Genomic DNA, 18,595 nt, shown 5'->3' with positions numbered 1-18,595 from the left:
ATCAAATCGGCGCATGTGAAGCGGTCTATGAACCTTGGCACGACGCATTTCCTCGCCTCTATGCGTTGTTGTGATGTGTTTTGATTATTAATGATGTTGACAGCGTTCCTATCCTGCCGTCAATATCCCTCATGGGGCTCGTGGAGGAAACATTGAGCCTGAGGGAGGAATTCCAATGTCTGATCTGATCCGCATCTCGCGACGCCGGTTGCTGGCGTCCGGAGGAAAGGCGGCGGTGTTCGTGGCCGCTGCAGGTATCGCTCCGCAATTCATTCGTCCCGGCCGCGCCTTCGCGGCCGATGCGCTCGCGCCTGGCATGATCGGCGGCCCGACGGGCTTCGATGGAGCCGAACGTTATCAATACGGTCCCGACACACCGGAGGGCCGCGCGGTCGAGGGCGCCAAGGCTTTGAAGGGCGCCGGCAAGGCGCCGGCCAAGATCGTGCTTGGCCTATCGGACGGCTCGATCGGCCAGCTCACCCAGCCTTTTCCGGCCGGCGCGCCGTCGATCAAGGAGCTGTGGGAAGAGGAAACAGGGATCCCGATCGAGATCGTCGGTCTGCCGAACGGCCAGGAATTCACCAAAACCATGCAGGACATCTCCACCAAGGGTGGGGCCTACGACATCTATTCGACCGAGTGGAATCGCCTTGGCGATCTCGCCGAGACCGGCGGTATCGCCAAGCTCGACGACTTCGTCGCCCAGTACAAACCCGAATGGGACGATCCCAAGACCGGCTATGTCGACGGCGCCAAGGGCGTATCGCTGCTCAACAAATATCGCGGCTCTAACTATGGCGTGTCGTTGGACGGCGACTTCCAGACCTGGGTCTACCGTACCGACCTGTTCGGTGACGAAGCCGAGAAGAAGGCGTTCAAGGACAAATACGGCTACGATTTGGCGCCCCCGAAAACCTGGAAGCAACACGGCGATATCGCCGCCTTCTTCCAGCGTCCGGACAAGGGCCTGTTCGGCTCCACCGACCTGCGCAACCAGGGCTGGGGCTACACCAACTGGTATCAGCGCTATGTATCGATGGCCTCGCCCAACCAGTTCCTGTTCGGCGACGACGGCAAGCCGCTGATCAATTCCGAGCACGGCATTGCCGCCACAAACGAATATGTCGGATCGCTGGTCCATCATTCGCCGGACGCGATCTCGTGGGGCTGGCCGGAGCAGTACGGCAATTTCGCCAAGGGCGGCGCGGCGATGACCTGTGCGTTCTCCAACCTGCCGAAATTCCTCGACAATGCCGGCAACAAGGATTCCAAGGTCACCGGCAAGATCGGCACGATGCTGCCGCCCGGCCGCGAAATCGACGGCAAACTGATCAGCCGCTCGGTGTTGTGGTTCTCACTGACCGGCATGGTCTCGTCGCAGTCGAAAAACCAGGAGGTCGCCTATCTCCTGCTGCAGTGGCTAGGCTCGGCTCGTATCTACGCCTGGATGAGCGCCAACCCCGGCGGCTATCTCGATCCGTTCCGGCTTTCGGATTTTTCCGATCCGCTGGTGCGCCAGACCTATCACGCCTACCACATGGACGTGGTGCGCGAGACGGTCGCCCGCACGGTGCCGACCATCAACTATCCCGGCGCCACCGCCTTCCACAACGCGCTGGACGAAAACCTGATGGCCTCGCTGACCAAGGCCAAGACATCGGAGCAGGCGATGGCCGACACGGAAGCCGAGTGGAAGAAGATCGCCCGGCGCATTGGCGAGGACAAATTTCTCGAAGCCATCAGGACCAACAAGGAGGCATGGCCGACGGTTCTTGATCCGATCAGCTGATCCATCTCCCTGGATCAAAGCCGGAGGGGAGGGTCATCTGCTCTTCCCCTCCGTAACCGACGCCACCAGCAAAAGCAGCCAGATGAAGCGTTCCGTCCCCTTCGAGATATTCCGCTACGCCGCGATCCTCGCGGCGATGGCTGTTACGCTGGTGCCGATCCTGTGGATGGTGTCGATGGCCTTCAAGCCGATCGCCGAATGGTCGGCGACGGGTGCGGACCTGACATGGTGGCCGAAGAACCCGACGCTCAGCAACTTCCGCTTCGTGTTCGGCGAATCCACCAACAGCCTGATCGTGGCGCTCGACCGCACCGCGCTGAAGCCGATCCTGTCGTCGCTTCTGTCGGCGGTGTTCGGCACCGCGATCGCCATGTCGGCCGGCACAGCCGCCGCCTATGGCCTGTCGCGCTTCGGCTCCGGCCAGAACCTGCCGCTGGCGCTGATCCAGCTCAGGCTGTTTCCGCCGATGGCGGTCATGATCCCTGTGATGATCATGTGGGCCTTCCTCAACTTCACCGACAGCTGGTGGGGGCTGGCGCTGATCTACGGCATCGTCACGCTGCCGTTTGCCTTCTGGCTGATGAAGACCTTCTTCGACGACATGCCGCGCGAGATCGAGGAAGCCGCCTTGGTCGAGGGTTGCTCGCGGCTGCGCGTCTTCACCCGCATCACCTTGCCTATGATGCGCGCGCCGCTGGCAAGTGCTGCCCTCTTCGTCTTCATCCTCAACTGGTCGGACTATCTGATCGCGTTGCTGCTCACGACACGCGAATGGGTGACGATCCCCGTCTACATGGCCTCGCTCTCGTCCTCGATGACCGGCCAGCTCTATGGCGCCAAGGCAGCGCTCGGCCTGATCGCGGCCGTGCCGCCGGTCATCATGGGCATCGCCATCCAGCGCCATCTGGTGCGCGGGCTCACCTTTGGGGCGCTCAAGCAATGAGCGCTGTGGTTGCGACGACTTCGGAGGGTGAGATGGACGCGGCCCGCGCAAAGCCGGCGCTGCGCGACGAAGGCATGCGGCTTGGCTTTCGCCTGACCTTGCCGGCGCAAATCCTGGTGCTGTTCATCTCGGCCTTTCCGCTCTTGATGCAGCTCTACATCAGCGTCACCGACTGGTCGCCACTCTCGGGCCTCGGCTGGTGGAATGCCTGGGAGATGTGGAACAGTTTCGCCAACTACACCGACCTTGCCGCCGACGCGCGCTTCTGGAGTGCGCTGAAGCGCACGGTTATCGTCATGGTCGTCTGCGTGCCGGCCGAATTCTTGTTAGGCTTGGCGCTGGCGACGCTGTTCGCCGACGACTTTCCCGGCAAGCGCATCTTCTATTCGGTCCTGCTGATGCCTATGATGGTGGTGCCGGCGGTGGCCGGCTACATGTTCTTCATGCTGTTCCAGTCGGGCGGCCCGGTGAACGACATTCTGTCGGCAATCACGGGCACGCAAGTCACCATTGCCTGGCTTTCGGACCCGACGCTGGCGCTGATCGCGGTGATGATCGCCGACATCTGGCAATGGACGCCGTTGATGTTCCTGATCCTGCTCGCCGGCCTGGTCGGTGTGCCGGAGGACCAGATCAAGGCGGCAACGCTGCTCGGCGCCAATCCCTGGCAGCGCTTTACCACCATCGTGCTGCCGAAGATGAAGACGATCATCATCATCGCGCTGGCGATAAGGGTGATCGAAAACTTCAAGATCTTCGACACGCTGTACATCATGACCGGCGGCGGCCCCGGCGTCGCCACCGAGACGATCTCCGTCTATATCTACAAGGTCACCACGCAGGATCTGATCTGGGGCTATGTGGCGGCTATCGCGCTGGCCATTCTGGTCGTGCTCTCCATCGTCGCCGTGTTCGCCATGAAGCGTATGGCACGGGCAAGGCAGGTGGCGGAATGAGCACGATCCAGCTCAAGCACCTCACCAAGACATTCGGCGACTTCACGGCGCTGAAGACCATGGACCTCGATATCGCCGATGGCGAGTTCATGGCTTTGCTCGGGCCTTCAGGCTGCGGCAAGTCGACGACGATGAACATGATTGCCGGAATGGAAGAGCCGACCAGCGGCAAGATCCTGTTTGGCGAGCGCGACATGGCCGGTGTGCCGATGGGCCGGCGTGGCGTTGGCTTCGTGTTCCAGAACTACGCGATCTTCACCCATTTGACGGTGCGCCAGAACCTAGCCTACGGGCCAAGGATGCGTGGCGCCGCCACGGCCGAGATCGATCGTCGCGTCGGCACGATCGCCGAGCTGCTGCAACTGACGCCGCTGCTCGACCGCAAGGCCGACCGGCTGTCGGTCAACATCCTGCAGCGCGTGGCGATCGGCCGCTCGGCAATCATGGAGCCGGCGATCTTCCTCCTCGACGAGCCGCTATCCAATGTCGACGCGGCCTTCCGCGCGGTGATGCGCACCGAGCTGAAACAGCTGCAGCGCCAATTCAAGCAGACCATGGTCTACGTCACGCACGACCAGCTCGAAGCCATGACCATGTCCGACCGTATCGCCGTCATGGATCACGGCGTGCTGCAGCAAGTGGGCACGCCGCTAGAGGTATACAACAATCCAGCCAATGTCTTCGTTGCCCGCTTTATCGGCTCGCCGGGCATGAACCTGCTCAAGGGCCGACCTGCGGAGAGTGACCGGGGTCTGGTCGTCGATCTCGGGGCGCTTGGCATTACGCCGCCATTGCCGGATGAGCTGGCCGCCAGCGTGCGCGGTACTCGCGGCGAGGTGCTCTACGGCTTTCGGCCGGAACAGGTGGCCGTGGCGGAGAATGGACGCGGGCTGGCCATGCCGGTCACTTTCGTCGAGCGCATCGGCGCGCGCACCATCGTTCACCTCGGCAAGGGCGACGGCGCCGTGAAAGCGGTGTTCGACAATGAGGTCGGACTGTCGATAGGGCAAACCGCGGTCGTCGCACCCGCAGCGTCGTCAGTGCGGGTCTTCGACGCCGTTAGCGGCCTTGCGATGAGAGCGGGTTGAGCCATGGCCGACATTGTCTTCCGCAATGTCACGAAACGCTACGGCACGACGCTTGCCGTCGACGACGCCTCCTTCGCCGTCAACGACAACGAGTTCTTCTGCTTCTTCGGGCCGCCGCTGTCGGGCAAGTCGACGATCCTGCGCCTGGTGCTCGGGCTGGAGGCGCCGGACGCCGGCGAAATCCTCATCGGCGGCAAGCCGGTCAATACGGTGTCGCCAGCCGAGCGCAACGTCGCCATGGTGTTCCAGAACCTGGCACTGTTCCCGCATATGAGCGCGCTCGACAATGTCCGTTTCCCGCTGGTCGAGCGCGGGGTCGCCGAGCTCCAGATCAAAAAGCGGGTCGCCGATGTCGCGGCCAAGCTGCATATCGGCCATATACTGCACAAGCCACCGGCACAGCTTTCAGGCGGCGAGCGGCAGCGGGTGGCGATCGCGCGTGCGCTGGTGCGCGACCCCAATGCCTATCTGATGGACGATCCGATCTCGGCACTCGATGCGCGGTTGCGCGAGGAAACGCGGGTCGAGCTGAAGCGCATCCAGCGCGAGCTCGGCAAGACGCTGATCTATGTCACGCACGACCAGGAAGAGGCGATGTCGATCGCCGATCGCATCGCCATCCTGGAAAGCGGAAGGATCCGGCAGATCGGCGCGCCGGCCGAGATCTATGATCGCCCGGCCAGCACCTACGTGGCGCGGCTGCTGGGTTCGCCTGTCATGAACATCCTCAAATCCGTTCAAGGCGAGGGCGGCATCGAAGCCGCCGAAGGCGCGATCAGCATCGCCGATCGCACGGCTCCGGCCGATGCTGTCGAGATCGGGCTGAGGCCGGAGGACATCAAGGTCAGACCCTGGAGCGACACCGAGAAGACGAGCCCCCGCCCGGTGCGGGTGTTCGAGGTCGAGCCGCTTGGCGGCTATACCGTGGTGACGCTCGCCGCCGGGCAAGCGCGGCTGAAGGCTTTGCTGCGCGGCCAGCCTGACATCAGGCCCGACGCGATGGTGGCGATATCCTGCGAGCCGACGCGCGTGCATTATTTCGGACAGGGCGGAGGCGCGTTGGCAAGATGAATGCGGCCGCAAGGACAGGATTTCGGGAGGAAGGCATGACAGGCAAGGGCTTCGAGTCGGATGTGAAGGTCCGCACGAAGGAATATCGGATCGGCTGCGTCGGCGCCGGCATGATCATGGCCGAGTGCCATCTGGCCGCCTACAAGGAGGTCGGCTTTCCAGTCGTGGCGATCGCCTCGCGGACCAAGGCGAATGCGCAAAAGGTCGCCGACCGTTGGGGCATCCCGACTGTCCACGACACCCCGGAACAGCTGATCGAGGATGCAAATGTCGAGATCATCGACCTCGCGTTTCCGCCGGACCAGCAGCCGGCGCTGATCCGCCATGCGCTGAAGCAGAACCACATCAAGGGGATCCTGGCGCAAAAGCCCTTGGCGCTGTCGGTCGAGGAAGCCGTCAAGTTGCGCGACGAAGCGGCGAAGGCCGGCAAGATCCTCTCGGTCAACCAGAACATGCGCTACGACCAGTCGATGCGCGTGTTGAAGCAGATCATCGACAGCGGCGCGCTCGGCGACATCGTCTTCGCGCAGATCGACATGCACGCCATTCCGCACTGGCAGACTTTCCTTCAGGGCTACGACCGGCTGACGCTCGCCAATATGAGCGTGCACCATCTCGACGTGCTGCGCTTCCTGTTCGGCGATCCCGATGAGATCACGACGCTGACGCGCAAGGATCCGCGCACGACATTCGACCATTCCGACGGCATCACCGTCTCGACCCTGCGTTTCCCCACGGGTGTGCTTGCCGTTTCGCTGGAGGATGTGTGGTCCGGTCCGCGCCAGGACGGCTACAAGGACGATCAGCACATCAACTGGCGCGTCGACGGCACCAAGGGCGTCGCCAAGGGCACGATCGGCTGGCCGACCGGTGCTGCTTCGACGCTGACTTATGCTTCGGCCGAAACGACCGGCGGCGAGTGGGTAACTCCAAGCTGGGAGACGATGTGGTTCCCGCATGCCTTCATCGGCGTCATGGAGCAGCTGCAGCATGCCGTGAAGACCGGTACGGCGCCGGCGCTCACCGTCGCCGATAACGTCAAGACCATGGCGCTGGTCGAAGCGGGCTACCGTTCGATGGCCTCGGGCCGCACGGTCAAGCTTTCCGAAATCTCCACAAACGCAACTAACTGAAAATCGCGGACAACTGAATCGCTTACAGGGAGGAATTCAAGATCATGATGCAGGCAGGTATTTTCACGGGCTATTTCCCATACGGCCTCGAAGAGACGGCGAAGAAGATCCGCGGCCTTGGTTTCAACACGGTGCAGCTGGACCTGCATTTCAGGGACGTTGATCTCTCGGCCGGCCAGATCACCAAGGACAAGGCCAGGAAGGTGCGCGACGTCTTCCGCGACCACAACCTGCCGGTCTGCTGCGTGTCGGGCTACACCAACATCATCCATCCCGACAAGGCCGAGCGCGACAAGCGCGTCGGTTATCTCAAGGAGATCATCCGCAACGCGCGCGATTTCGGCAGCCCTTACGTGATCTCGGAGACCGGCACTTACAACACCGAATCCGACTGGGTGCATCACCCCAAGAACAAGACCGAGGAAGGTTTTGAGGAATGCCGCAAGGTCATCGCCGATCTTGCCCAGACGGCTTACGACCATGGCGCGGTCTTTCTGCTCGAAACCTATGTCAACAACGTCGTCGGCTCGGTCGAGGAAACGGTGAGGATGTTCGCGCAGGTCGACCATCCAGGCCTGGGCCTGCTGATGGACCCGACCAATTATTTCGAGACGCACAACATCGACCGGATGGATCAGATCCTGAACCAGGTGTTCGACACGCTGACCGACAAGATCAGGATAGCGCACGCCAAGGACGTCAAGCGCTCGGGCGAGGACAAGTCGGAGAAGCACGCCGACATCGGCGATGCCGACGCGATGGAAAGCCATACGTTCCGCGGGGTTGGCGAAATCGAACTGCCGGCGCCGGGCCTCGGTTCGCTGAACTACGACCTCTATCTCCAGCGGCTGGCCGAAAAGCATCCGAATATCCCGGTGATCATCGAGCATCTGTCGGAAGACGACGTGCCGCGCGCCAAGACATTCCTCGACGGGAAATTCCGCGCCAACGGCCTGTGACGGCTAGCCGCGCCACCGGTGCACGGCAGCGCGGCTTCAAACAAGGAGGAAAGAAATGTTGAAATTCGTATCGAAATTGGCGGCCGCCGCGACAGTGCTCGCCGGCGTCGCACTTGGCACGGCGGCGCAGGCGCAGGACGGCCAGAAGACCTTCTATCTTTTGTCGCATGGCGGTCCGTCGGATGCGTTCTGGATCGACTGGAACGCCGGCGCGACCAAGGCCTGCGACCAGCTCAAGGTAACATGCAAGATTTCCTTCAGCGGCGGCGACATGGCGGCGCAGAAGGAGGCCTTCAACTCGGCGCTTGCCGCAAAGCCCGACGGTATCGCCACCACGTCGGCACAGCCGGGCCTGTGGACGGAGGAGGTGAAAGCAGCCAAGGCGGCTGGCATCCCGATCGTGTTCTTCAACACCGACGATCCGGCGACAGGGCGGCAGGCCTATGTCGGCGCGGACCTGAAAGAAGCGGGTGTCATCTGGGCCAAATATCTGGTCGACCACAAGATGGTGAAGCAGGGCGACAAGGTTTTCCTGCCGGTCGAGGTTCCTGGCGCCAGTTACCAGCAGCTCGAGACCGAGGGCATCGCCAGCGTCTTCGATCCGTTGGGGATCAAATATGACGTGGTCGATTGCGGCACCGATCCGGCGGGCATCATCGCCAAGATGACCGACTACATGGTCGCCAACAATCCGCCGGCGATCATCGCGCTCGGCGATTCCGTGGCCGCCAGCGTCAAGCGCGTCTTCGACGGCGCCGGCGTGCCGGCGGGCAAGGTCCCGGTCGTCGGCTGGGGCAATTCCAAGGAGACGGCGCAAGCTGTCAAGGACGGCTTCGTCAATGCCGCCGCCTGGCAATATCCCTCCGCGCAAGGCTTCATGCCGGTGGCGCTGCTCGGGCTTGCCGCGTCGGGCGAGCCGATCGGCTACGACATCCACACTTTCGGTCTCTACGACGCCTCCAGCGTCGACCCGATCCTGAAGCTCTACGACAAGAAATGAGAAAAACAGCGCCCGCCGGAAAAGCAGCGGGCGTCTTTTCAAGCATGGTTCAAGCAGTCATGACAATTGCCGCAGAAGACGAAGCGCCGGGGGTGAAAGGCAGATCGCGCCTGCTGCGCTCGCCGCAATTCTCCTCTTTCGTCATCCTCCTCGTTTTGCTGGCGGTATTCGCGGTCGCCGACGCCAATTTCCTGTCCCCGCTCAACATCTCCAACATGATGGCCTTCCTGCCCGAGCTCGGCATCATCGCGCTCGGCATGACGCTGCTTTTGACGGCAGGTGAATTCGATCTTTCCGTCGGCGCGGTGTTTGGGCTGGCGCCAGTGGTGGTGATGCTGCTGGTGCAAAATGGCGGGGTGGATATAGGTGTCGCGCTTCTGGCCGGGCTGCTGCTGTGCATCGTGATCGGCGCGATCAACGGGCTGATCGTCACCAAGATCGGCATCTCGTCCTTTTTGGTGACGCTGTCGATGTTGCTCGTCGTGCGCGGGGCAGCGCTCTACATCACGCAAGGCTTTCCGCTGAAATCCTGGGACCAGCCGGGCTTCTTCGTGACGCTGCTCGCCGGCAGCTTCAACATCGGCTCGTTCCGCTTCTACACCTCGCTGTGGTGGTTCATCGGCCTCTCGCTGTTTGCCATCTACATCCTGCGTTACGCCAAGCTCGGCAACTGGATCAGTGCCATCGGCTCCAATCGCAACGCGGCGGTGGCGCGCGGCGTGCCGGCCGATACGGTCAAGATCTGGCTGTTCATCGCGACTTCGGTGCTGGCTGGCCTTGCTGGCATGATCAGTGCCTTCCGCATCTCGGCCGCCTCACCGGTGGCCGGCACCGGCTACGAGCTGGAAGTGATCGCCATGGTGGTGGTTGGCGGCACGGCGCTGACCGGCGGACGCGGCACCATCCTCGGCACCATCGTCGGCGCGCTCATGCTGCGCGCCATCCGCAACGGCATCGTACTGATCGGCGTACCGGGGCTCGCCTACAACATCTTTGTCGGCCTCATCATCCTCGCCATGCTCATCCTGCACGCTTTGCTGCAGAAGAACGCCGCAAGGGGCTGAGAATGATGCAAGAAGTACTTCGGCTGCAGAGCCTGCAAAAATCCTTCGGCAGCGTGCGCGCGCTGAAGAACGCCTCGCTGACACTGCGGGAAGGCGAGGTGGTGGCGCTGCTGGGCGACAATGGCGCCGGAAAATCGACGCTGATCAAGGCGATCTCGGGTGTTTTCCCGGTCGATCGTGGCGACATCTTTGTACGCGGCGAAAAGGTTTCGATCCGCTCGACCCGGGATGCGATGGACCTCGGCATCGAGACCATCCATCAGGATACCTCACTGGCGCCCGATCTCAGCATCGCGCGCAATCTTTTCCTCGGCCGCGAGCCGGTCAATTTCGGCTGGCTCGGCGTGTTCGCGCCGCTCGACCTTGCCAAACTGCGCAAAGCCGCTTCCGAACTGCTCAAGCGTGTCGGCATCTCGAAGAAGCTCGACGCCGATGCGCTGGTCTCGACGCTGTCGGGCGGCGAACGCCAGTCGATCGCCATTTCACGCGCCATGCAGTTCGCCGCCAAGGTGATCATCCTCGACGAGCCGACCAACAATCTCGGCGTCGAGGAAACCCACGGTGTGCTGCGCTTCGTCAAGGAGGTGCGCGACGCCGGTCATTCGGTGCTGCTCATCACCCACAACATCCACCACGTGTTCCAGGTCGCCGACCGCATCGTCGTCATGCGGCGCGGTGAGATCGTCGCCGAACAGACGGTCGCCGACACCGACCTCCTGACCGTGGAAAGCATCATCACCGGCGCCGATATGTCGGCCTTGCTCAAGGAGGCGAGGGCAAAGTGAAGGGCGTCGCATGGTAGAGCTTTACGGCAAGACGCTGTCGCGTCGGCAAGTGGCCGAGCGGTCAGGCCAGCTGTCGCAATTCGCCGGCGTGCGGCTGATGACGCTTGGCGACGGCGTCGAGCGTGGCATCCGCATGCTGGAGTTCCGGACCGGCTCGGGCCTGCGCTTCACCGCGCTGGTCGACCGGGCGCTCGACATTGCCGATTGCGACTTCAAGGGCCAGGCGATCGGCTGGCATTCGCCGAGCGGCTTTCGCCATCCTGGCCTGCACGATTATGAGGGGGAAGGGGGGCTCGCCTGGGCGCGGTCCTTCTCGGGTCTGCTGGTCACCTGCGGGCTCGACCATATTCTGGGGCGGGAAGAAGTGCCGGCCGAGAGCTACAACTATCCGGGCAAGAAGACGGTGCTTCATTCGCTGCATGGTCGTGTCGGTACCATCCCGGCGCGGCTGACCGGCTATGGCGAGCGCTGGGAAGGCGACCGCTGCGTGCTGTGGGCCGAAGGCGTTGTCCAGCAATCGGCGGTGTTTGGCGAGGATCTGCATCTCACTCGGCGCATCGAAGCCGATGTCGGCGGTAACGAGATCCGGCTTTCGGACCATGTCGTCAACCACGGCTTCAACCGCACCCCGCATATGTATTTCTACCACATCAATATCAGCCATCCCTTGCTCGATCAGGGCTCGCGCTATCTGGCGCCGATCCGGGACGTGGTGTGGGCCGGCCATGCGGGCGAGCGCTATGAGACGCAGAAGGTCGGCTATCGCACCGTGCCGGAACCGCAAATGCAATTCAGCGAGCAGGTCTGGCAACACGAAATGGGCGCCGACGGGAAGGGCGAGGTGCCGGTGGCGGTGGTCAACGACCGGCTCGGCCTCGGCTTCGAAGTGGTGACGCGCAAGGACCAACTGCCTTGCGCCTATCAATGGCAGAATTTCCAGGCCGGGCAGTATGCGCTTGGCATAGAGCCATCGACCCACCATGTGCTCGGCGATCTCGCTGCCCGCGAGCGCGGTGAGATGATCTGGCTGGAGCATGGCGAAAGCCGGGCCTATGAAGCGGTGTTCCGCGTCCTCGACGGCAAGGAGCAAATCGCTGGCGCCGAAGCCAGGATCGCGGCTATCGCCCGACAGCCCGAGCAGGATTATCCTCAGCCTTCTCAAAATTTTCCAAGACTGGCCGGCAGGACATGAGCGCGACATCTATTCAAAGCAAGCCCTCCGGCCGGCGGACCGGATTGCCAGCGCTGCGCGAAGGTTGGAGGCCAATTTGACGACGATGGCGAAAAAGCGCGACTACAGCCTGGTCGGCGAAAGCACCAGAACGGCGATCGAGACCGGGCTTGCCTCGGCCGAATGGTACCACACCGACGTGCCGCGCAAGGCGATGAAGGAACTGATGCAGCGTTCCGACGGGCCAGCGATCCGCGACACCGTCATCTGGATTGTCGCGATCCTGGGCTCGGCCGCGGGTATTGTCTGGTTCTGGGGTTCGTGGTGGGTGGTGCCGTTCCTGTTCGTCTATGGCGTGCTCTACGGCTCGTCGAGCGACTCGCGCTGGCATGAATGCGGCCATGGCACGGCTTTTCGCACGCGCTGGATGAATGATGTCGTCTACCACATCGCTTCGTTCATGCTGATGCGCAATCCCGTGCAATGGCGCTGGAGCCATGCCCGCCACCACACCGACACCATCATTGTCGGCCGCGACGCCGAGATCGCGGTCATGCGTCCGCCGGACCTGTTGAAGGCGGCGCTCGCCTTTACCGGCATTCTCGACTTTCGCTATTCGCTGCCGACGCTGGTGCGGCAGGCATTCGGCACACTATCCGACGAAGAGAAGAGCTATATCCCCGAGATGGAACAGCATAAGGCCGTGGTCGCGGCCCGCTGGCATGTCGCGATCTATGTCGCGACGATCGCCCTCGCGATCGCGCTGAGGTCATGGATACCGCTGGTGCTGATCGGCCTGCCGCGCCTCTACGGCACCTGGCACATGGTCACGACCGGCCTGCTGCAGCACATAGGGCTCGCCGACAATGTCGTCGACCATCGGCTGAACACGCGCACCGTCTACATGAACCCGATCAGCCGGTTCATCTACTGGAACATGAATTACCATGTGGAGCACCACATGTTCCCGATGGTGCCGTATCACGCGTTGCCCAGGCTGCATGAACTGATCAAGCACGATCTGCCGAAGCCCAATCCGTCGATGTGGCATGCCTACCGCGAGGTCTGGCCGGTCCTGCTCAGGCAGCTGAAATACGAGGATCATTACCTCAAGCGCGAACTGCCGCCCACGGCCAGGCCCTATCGCGGTGAGTTCCATGAGGTCGATATGTCGGCGGCGGCCGAGTAGAGATCGCGAATGTCCGCAGGAGATAAAGATGGCCGATTGGGTTGAAGCGTGCGCGGTGGACGATGTCGAGGAAGAGGATGTCATCCGCTTCGACCTTGGTGGGCGGACCTTCGCGATCTATCGCTCGCCGGATGACGAGTTCTTCGCCACCGATGGTTTTTGCACGCATGAGAAGGCGCATCTGGCCGACGGGCTTGTCATGGACGACATCATCGAGTGTCCCAAGCACAATGGCCGCTTCAACTACAAGACCGGCCAGGCCAAGGGTGCGCCGGTCTGCGTCAATCTCGCGACCTATCCGGTGAAGATCGAAGCTGGCAAGGTGATGATCCAGATATGAAGCGCTGCATGATCAACCATCGCGCAAGCCGCAACAAAAGGGGACGTTTTAATGAGCCGAAAGAGACCGACCGTCGCCGATTTGCGCGCCATGAAGGGCAAGCGTCAGCTGACCATGCTGCGCGTGCTCACCCTGGACGAGGCGGAAGCCGCCGAACGGGCAGGGGTCGACATCGTCTCGGTGCCGCCCGAACTGGTGCTGAACCCGCGGTACCGCGATGCCGCGCCCAGCCTGTTCACCATGCCGGGCGACAATTTCTTCGAGATCGGCACCGCGGATGATTTCGTGCGCTGGGCCTTCCGGCTCTACAAGGCCGGCGCCGACGCGGTCTATTGCAGCGCGGGCTACGCCACCATCAAGCGAATGGCCGACGATGCGATTCCCGTCATCGGCCATGTCGGCCTTATTCCTTCCCGCGCGACCTGGACCGGCGGCTTCAAGGCGGTCGGCAAGTCCGCCGATACGGCGATGCAGGTGTTCGAAGCCGTCAAGCAACTGGAGGCTGCCGGCGCGATCGGCGCCGAAATAGAAGTTGTACCAGTCGAGGTGGCGAAGGCTATCTCGGAGCGCACCTCGCTGATCATGCTGTCGATGGGCGCGGGCACCGGCTGCGACGCGCAATATCTGTTCGCCGACGACATTCTTGGCCAGAACCGTGGCCACATGCCGCGCCACTCGAAGATCTACCGCAATTTCGCCGCCGAATACGATCGGCTGCAGGCGGAGCGGGTGGCGGCATTTTCCGAATATGTCGCCGACGTCAACAGCGGCGCCTATCCCGAGGACCGGCACATCGTGCACATGGACCCGGCCGAGCTACGCCTGTTCCTCGACAAGGTCGGCCGGGGCTAGGACCGTTTGCCATTTGCCGCCGGCGAGCGCTGCGTGGAGTGCTTCCGCATCGACGCCGAGCGGCCGGTCATGCTTGAGCGCGGGGACGAGCGCGCGTGTCGCCGTGTGGACGGCTGATGTGCGTGGCGCCAGCGCCAATCCCTCACGCAGGTCGACGGCTTGCGCCGCCGCCATTAACTCGAAGGCGATCAGCCGCCGCCACAGCGTGATCATGTCGGCGCATTTCGAAACCACCAGCGGCGTCTGCGTGGCGTGATCCTCCACGCCTTCCGAAACCGGCAGGAAGTCAAGCATCACCGGATTGGCCTTGTGGCGGATGGCAGCCAGGATCGATGTCACCGTCTTCTGCAACGGCACGAAACCGGCCGAGGCGCCACCGACCGGCGACAGGTATTTCGGCAGGCCGTTCCGACCCGAACCGGTGAGCTGGATAAAGCGGGCGGCACTGGCGGCGGCACATTGAGCGATTGCCAGGCTTAGCGCCTCGAAGGCGAGCGCCAGCGAAGCGGTGTGAAAGTTGCCCGTCGACAGCACCAGCTCGTCGTCGCTCAGAACCAGCGGGTTGTCGGCGGCGGCATTGAGTTCGGTCTCGACGGCGCGTCTTGCCTGGCCGATCGCCTCGATCAGCGCGCCATGGATCGAGGGCATGCAGCGGATCGAGAGCGGGTCCTGTATGGTGGTGGGGGCCGGCGCTTCGTCGCGGGCGAGAAGATCGTGCAGCGCCTTGGCGGCTTCCTGCTGGCCGGCGGCGGGCCGCGCCATGTGCAGGCGGGGATCGAGGATGGTGCGGTTGGCGCCGAAACCTTCCATGGTCAGCGCGCCAGCCTGCTGCTGCTGGGCAAGAGCCGACAGCGCGTCCGTGACCGCAAGCGCGCCGCCGCCGGCGGAGACGGCGGAAGCGTTGATCAGCGACAGCCCATCCTTGGGCGCCAGGCCGATGGGGCCGAGGCGGGCCATCATCAGTGCCTTGACAGCTGGCATGCGCCTTCCCTGATAATCAGCTTCACCTTCGCCGATCAGCAGGCGGGCGATCGCGGTCATCAGCACCAGGTCGCCAGCGCCGATCGAGCCGAGCGACGGCATCACTGGATGGACGCCCGCGTTGAGGACTTCGACCAAGGCAACGAACACGGCGGGCGACAGGCCGGAGCCACCGGCCGACAACATTGTCAGACGGGCAAGCATGGTGGCGCGCACGGCCTCGATGGGCAGCGCTTCGCCGACCGCGCCGCTGCGGCCCTCGAGCAACTGGCGCTGGAAGGCGCTGGCGTCACCCTCGACCGATGTGCGAAGATTGGCGCCGAGCCCGGTGTTCAGGCCGTAGATCTGCTGGCCGGAGGCCGCCGCCTGGTCGAGCACCTTTCGCGCCTTCTCCAGCCTGCCGATGACATTGGCTCCGATCTCCACCTTGCGCGCCTCGCGGGCAACAGCGGCGACATCGGCGACACTGATGCCGGCCCCGGTGAGGACGAGCGCGCTCATGCGAAGCGCAGCCTTTGGCCGATGCCTTGCGCCTGCGCCTTGGCAAGCATCGCCTTGCCGAGGGCAATGTCGGACAGCGACAGGCCGCGATGCCAGAAGAGGATGGTTTCGTCGTCACTCTGCCGTCCCGGCCTGAGGCCGGCGGCGATCTGGCCGAGTTCGGCATGCAGCGTCTTTTCGCTCAGCCGCCCGGCCTCGACATGCGCACGCAGCGAGCCGAACTTGCCACCCTTGCACTGACCCCAGTCGTCGACGACCATCTTCTGCATGATGTCGGTCAGCGACAGCTCCACCGCGCTCATCGTGCCATAGGGAACGACAAGCGCGCCCGGCTTGATCCATTCTGTCTTCAGCAGCGGCTGCGGCTCGGGCAGGCGCGAGGCTTCGACGATGATGTCGGCGCCCTTGACGCAGCTCTCCCAGTCGGCGACCGCGGTGACGGGCTTGCCGAGATCGGCGGAGAGTTTTGCGGCAAAGCCGTCGCGGCTTTCGGGGCGGCGCGAATGGACGCGGATCTCGTCGAAATCGAAGAGATGGTCGAGCAGGCGCACATTCCAGTACGCCGTGCCGCGCGCGCCGATATGGGCGAGCACCTTCGAGTTCGTGCGCGCCAGGTGCTTGGCGCCGATGGCGGTGACGGCGCCGGTGCGCATGTCGGTGATGACCGTGGCGTCGAGAATGGCGCGCGGCGTGCCGGTGCGTGGATCGAACAAATTGAGGATGCCGAATTCCGAGGGCAGGCCGTGAAGATAGTTGTCGACATAGTCGCCGACGATTTTCACGCCGGCCGTATCGAGCGGCGCGACGTAGCCGCGCAAGACATTGAAGTGGCCGTGGAAGGACGGGTCGGGTTCGAGGTGGACACGCGGCTCGATCACCGTCTGGCCCTTGCCTTGCGCAACGAGCCCGGCCTCGACGGCGCCGATGATCTCGCCATCGGCCATGGCAAGCGCTTCGATGTCGAGGGCGTTGAGGTAGTCGATATAGATAGGCTTCATGCGTCCACGGTTCCTGTCGTTTAAGACCGAGCCCCATTCATTCCATAACAGGCGGCGATGCGACACGAAAGTTTGTTGGTCCATCGCTGGACGCGGTTGGCTAAATGTTGTTGAAACCGACCCGACATGACGGCCATTCCCGAAAGTGAAACCTTACCCGAGACAGCGACGAATTCGCGGCGCGTGGCGCTGATCGTCGCCATCGCCTTCTTCATGCAACTGCTGGATTCGACGATCATCTCGACGTCGCTGCCGCAGATGGGCGCTTCCTTCGGTGTGCCGGCGGTGGCGATGAGCATCGGCATCACGGTCTACATGCTGACCATGGCCGTGTTCGTCCCGCTGTCGGGCTGGCTCGCCGACCGGTTCGGCGCGCGTAACATTTTCCTCGCGGCCATCGCGCTGTTCACACTGGCGTCGCTCGCCTGCGGCTTCTCTGGGAATCTGACCGAATTCGTCATTGCCCGGGCCGTGCAGGGCCTGGGCAGCGCCTTGATGACGCCGGTCGGCCGCATCCTGGTCCTCCGCAACGCGTCGAAATCCGAATTGCTCAACGCCACGGCGCTGATCACCTGGCCGGCGCTCTTTGCGCCCGTGGTCGGCCCGGTGCTTGGCGGTTTCATCACCACCTATCTGTCCTGGCACTGGAATTTCTTCATCAACATCCCGCTCGGCGCGATCGGGCTGGTGTTGGTCGCCCGCTTCATTCCGGGCGACCGTGAAGCCGATCCCAAGCCGCTCGACTGGCCGGGTTTCTTCCTGACGTCGCTGGGGCTCGCCTGCCTGCTCTATGGACTCGAGCGCATCGCGCATCCGGAGGATGGGGCCTTGCCGACGGTGCTGCTGATCGCGGCGGGGATCGTCGTCGGCTGGCTAGCGGTGCGCCATCTGCGCCGCGCGCCGCATCCGCTACTCGACCTCTCCTCGTTCGAGGTGCAGACCTTCGCCATCTCGACGCTTGCCGCTGGCACGATCTTCCGCGTGGCGATCAACGCCACGCCGTTCCTATTGCCGCTGCTGTTCCAGGTCGGCTTCGGCCTCTCGCCCGTCGATGCCGGCATGATGATCCTGGCCTATTTCCTCGGCAATCTCGGCATGAAGACGGTGACCACGCCGACGCTGCGTCGCTTTGGCTTCCGCTCGGTGATGGTCGTCAACGGCATCGTCGCCTCGGTGTCGATCATGGCCTGCGCGGCGATCTCGCCGCAGACCCCGCAGTCGCTGGTGGTGGCGCTGATGCTGATCGCCGGCCTGTCGCGCTCGATGCAGTTCACCGCTCTCAACACGCTGGCCTTCGCCGATATCGCCGCGGCGCAGCGTAGCTCCGCGGCGACCTTGTCCTCGATGCTGCAGCAAGTGGCGATGCTGTTCGGCGTCGCGGTGGCGGCGGCGATCCTCAACCTGTCGCAGATCGCCAGGAACGGGTCGGTGCTCGACCTCGCCGATTTTCGAGCAGCCTTCCTGCTGATTGGCATCATCGGGCTGGTGGCGTCGTTCCGCTTCCTGGTGTTGCCGAGGACCGCCGGCGCCGAGGTTTCCGGCCACACGGCCGGAAATTGAAATCGAATTTTCCGCCAGATCGCAGGGTTAAATTCCGTCTTCGCCTTTCGCCTAGGTGTTGTGCTTTCGACAAGCGCCGAGACGGTGCAAACAATTGCCAAAAGTGCAGGAGTTTCCGGGGATTGCGCCAGATTCGGCCACCAATGCGTCCACTTTGCGAATCTCATCGCCAGTCCACGTTTTGAACGCGGATTCATTTGACGAGGCGGCATTGA

17 protein-coding genes are annotated in these 18,595 nt (G+C 63.2%); 15 read left to right on the top strand and 2 right to left on the bottom strand.

What is annotated here, in order from left to right:
• Positions 1 to 175: 175 nt before the first annotated feature.
• From X739_RS162610 to X739_RS162675, 14 genes are all read left to right on the top strand, one after another.
• Positions 176 to 1,789 carry an extracellular solute-binding protein gene (locus tag X739_RS162610; RefSeq protein WP_023769529.1) on the top strand — a complete coding sequence of 538 codons (1,614 nt, stop codon included), beginning with the start codon at positions 176 to 178 and terminating at the stop codon, positions 1,787 to 1,789.
• An 82-nt stretch (positions 1,790 to 1,871) separates the two neighbouring features.
• The gene (locus X739_RS162615) at positions 1,872 to 2,732 is read left to right on the top strand and encodes a carbohydrate ABC transporter permease (protein ID WP_023769530.1); all 861 of its coding nucleotides are present in this window, start codon (positions 1,872 to 1,874) and stop codon (positions 2,730 to 2,732) included.
• Positions 2,729 to 3,688: a sugar ABC transporter permease gene (locus tag X739_RS162620; protein WP_023769531.1), complete on the top strand. Its 960-nt coding sequence runs from the start codon at positions 2,729 to 2,731 to the stop codon at positions 3,686 to 3,688. The genes X739_RS162615 and X739_RS162620 overlap by 4 nt, the downstream gene beginning before the upstream one ends.
• Entirely contained in the window at positions 3,685 to 4,776 is a 1,092-nt protein-coding gene (locus X739_RS162625) for an ABC transporter ATP-binding protein (RefSeq protein WP_023769532.1), read from the top strand. Before X739_RS162620 ends, X739_RS162625 begins: the two co-directional genes overlap by 4 nt.
• A gap of 3 nt (positions 4,777 to 4,779) precedes the next feature.
• Positions 4,780 to 5,847 carry an ABC transporter ATP-binding protein gene (locus X739_RS162630; RefSeq protein WP_023769533.1) on the top strand — a complete coding sequence of 356 codons (1,068 nt, stop codon included), beginning with the start codon at positions 4,780 to 4,782 and terminating at the stop codon, positions 5,845 to 5,847.
• Positions 5,848 to 5,882: 35 nt separating this feature from the next.
• Positions 5,883 to 6,980: a Gfo/Idh/MocA family oxidoreductase gene (locus X739_RS162635; protein WP_023792425.1), complete on the top strand. Its 1,098-nt coding sequence runs from the start codon at positions 5,883 to 5,885 to the stop codon at positions 6,978 to 6,980.
• Positions 6,981 to 7,024: 44 nt separating this feature from the next.
• Positions 7,025 to 7,939 carry a sugar phosphate isomerase/epimerase gene (locus X739_RS162640; protein WP_023792423.1) on the top strand — a complete coding sequence of 305 codons (915 nt, stop codon included), beginning with the start codon at positions 7,025 to 7,027 and terminating at the stop codon, positions 7,937 to 7,939.
• Positions 7,940 to 7,994: 55 nt separating this feature from the next.
• Positions 7,995 to 8,939, top strand: coding sequence for a substrate-binding domain-containing protein (locus X739_RS162645; RefSeq protein WP_023769536.1), 945 nt, complete (start codon positions 7,995 to 7,997; stop codon positions 8,937 to 8,939).
• 44 nt (positions 8,940 to 8,983) lie between these two features.
• Positions 8,984 to 10,003: an ABC transporter permease gene (locus tag X739_RS162650; protein ID WP_084056068.1), complete on the top strand. Its 1,020-nt coding sequence runs from the start codon at positions 8,984 to 8,986 to the stop codon at positions 10,001 to 10,003.
• A 2-nt stretch (positions 10,004 to 10,005) separates the two neighbouring features.
• A complete protein-coding gene (locus tag X739_RS162655) occupies positions 10,006 to 10,788 on the top strand; it encodes an ATP-binding cassette domain-containing protein (protein WP_023782783.1) in 783 nt (260 codons plus the stop codon).
• A 10-nt stretch (positions 10,789 to 10,798) separates the two neighbouring features.
• The gene (locus tag X739_RS162660; RefSeq protein WP_023782782.1) at positions 10,799 to 11,980 is read left to right on the top strand and encodes an aldose 1-epimerase family protein; all 1,182 of its coding nucleotides are present in this window, start codon (positions 10,799 to 10,801) and stop codon (positions 11,978 to 11,980) included.
• Positions 11,981 to 12,065: 85 nt separating this feature from the next.
• Positions 12,066 to 13,148 (top strand): fatty acid desaturase family protein, encoded by a 1,083-nt coding sequence (locus tag X739_RS162665; protein ID WP_031251928.1) that lies wholly within the window; start codon positions 12,066 to 12,068, stop codon positions 13,146 to 13,148.
• A gap of 28 nt (positions 13,149 to 13,176) precedes the next feature.
• Positions 13,177 to 13,488 (top strand): MocE family 2Fe-2S type ferredoxin, encoded by a 312-nt coding sequence (locus X739_RS162670; RefSeq protein WP_023782780.1) that lies wholly within the window; start codon positions 13,177 to 13,179, stop codon positions 13,486 to 13,488.
• A 51-nt stretch (positions 13,489 to 13,539) separates the two neighbouring features.
• Positions 13,540 to 14,340, top strand: a complete 801-nt coding sequence (locus X739_RS162675) for a 3-methyl-2-oxobutanoate hydroxymethyltransferase (protein WP_023782779.1) — start codon at positions 13,540 to 13,542, stop codon at positions 14,338 to 14,340.
• Here the strand turns inward: X739_RS162675 and hutH are convergent.
• Together hutH and X739_RS162685 are read right to left on the bottom strand one after the other, a co-directional pair.
• On the bottom strand, positions 14,305 to 15,822 hold the full coding sequence (gene hutH / locus X739_RS162680; protein WP_023792416.1) for a histidine ammonia-lyase: 1,518 nt from the start codon (positions 15,820 to 15,822) through the stop codon (positions 14,305 to 14,307). The genes X739_RS162675 and hutH overlap by 36 nt on opposite strands.
• Complete coding sequence (locus X739_RS162685) at positions 15,819 to 16,820, bottom strand: ornithine cyclodeaminase family protein (RefSeq protein ID WP_023792413.1); 1,002 nt, start codon at positions 16,818 to 16,820, stop codon at positions 15,819 to 15,821. The genes hutH and X739_RS162685 overlap by 4 nt, the downstream gene beginning before the upstream one ends.
• A 126-nt stretch (positions 16,821 to 16,946) precedes the next feature.
• Here X739_RS162685 and X739_RS162690 point away from each other — a divergent pair, with 126 nt between their 5' ends.
• Entirely contained in the window at positions 16,947 to 18,380 is a 1,434-nt protein-coding gene (locus X739_RS162690; RefSeq protein ID WP_023792405.1) for a DHA2 family efflux MFS transporter permease subunit, read from the top strand.
• The last annotated feature ends 215 nt before the right edge of the window (positions 18,381 to 18,595 follow it).

The sequence above is a fragment of the Mesorhizobium sp. LNHC209A00 genome, from assembly GCF_000502915.1.
GTDB lineage: Bacteria > Pseudomonadota > Alphaproteobacteria > Rhizobiales > Rhizobiaceae > Mesorhizobium.
This window is presented reverse-complemented; position numbering and strand designations above follow the sequence as displayed.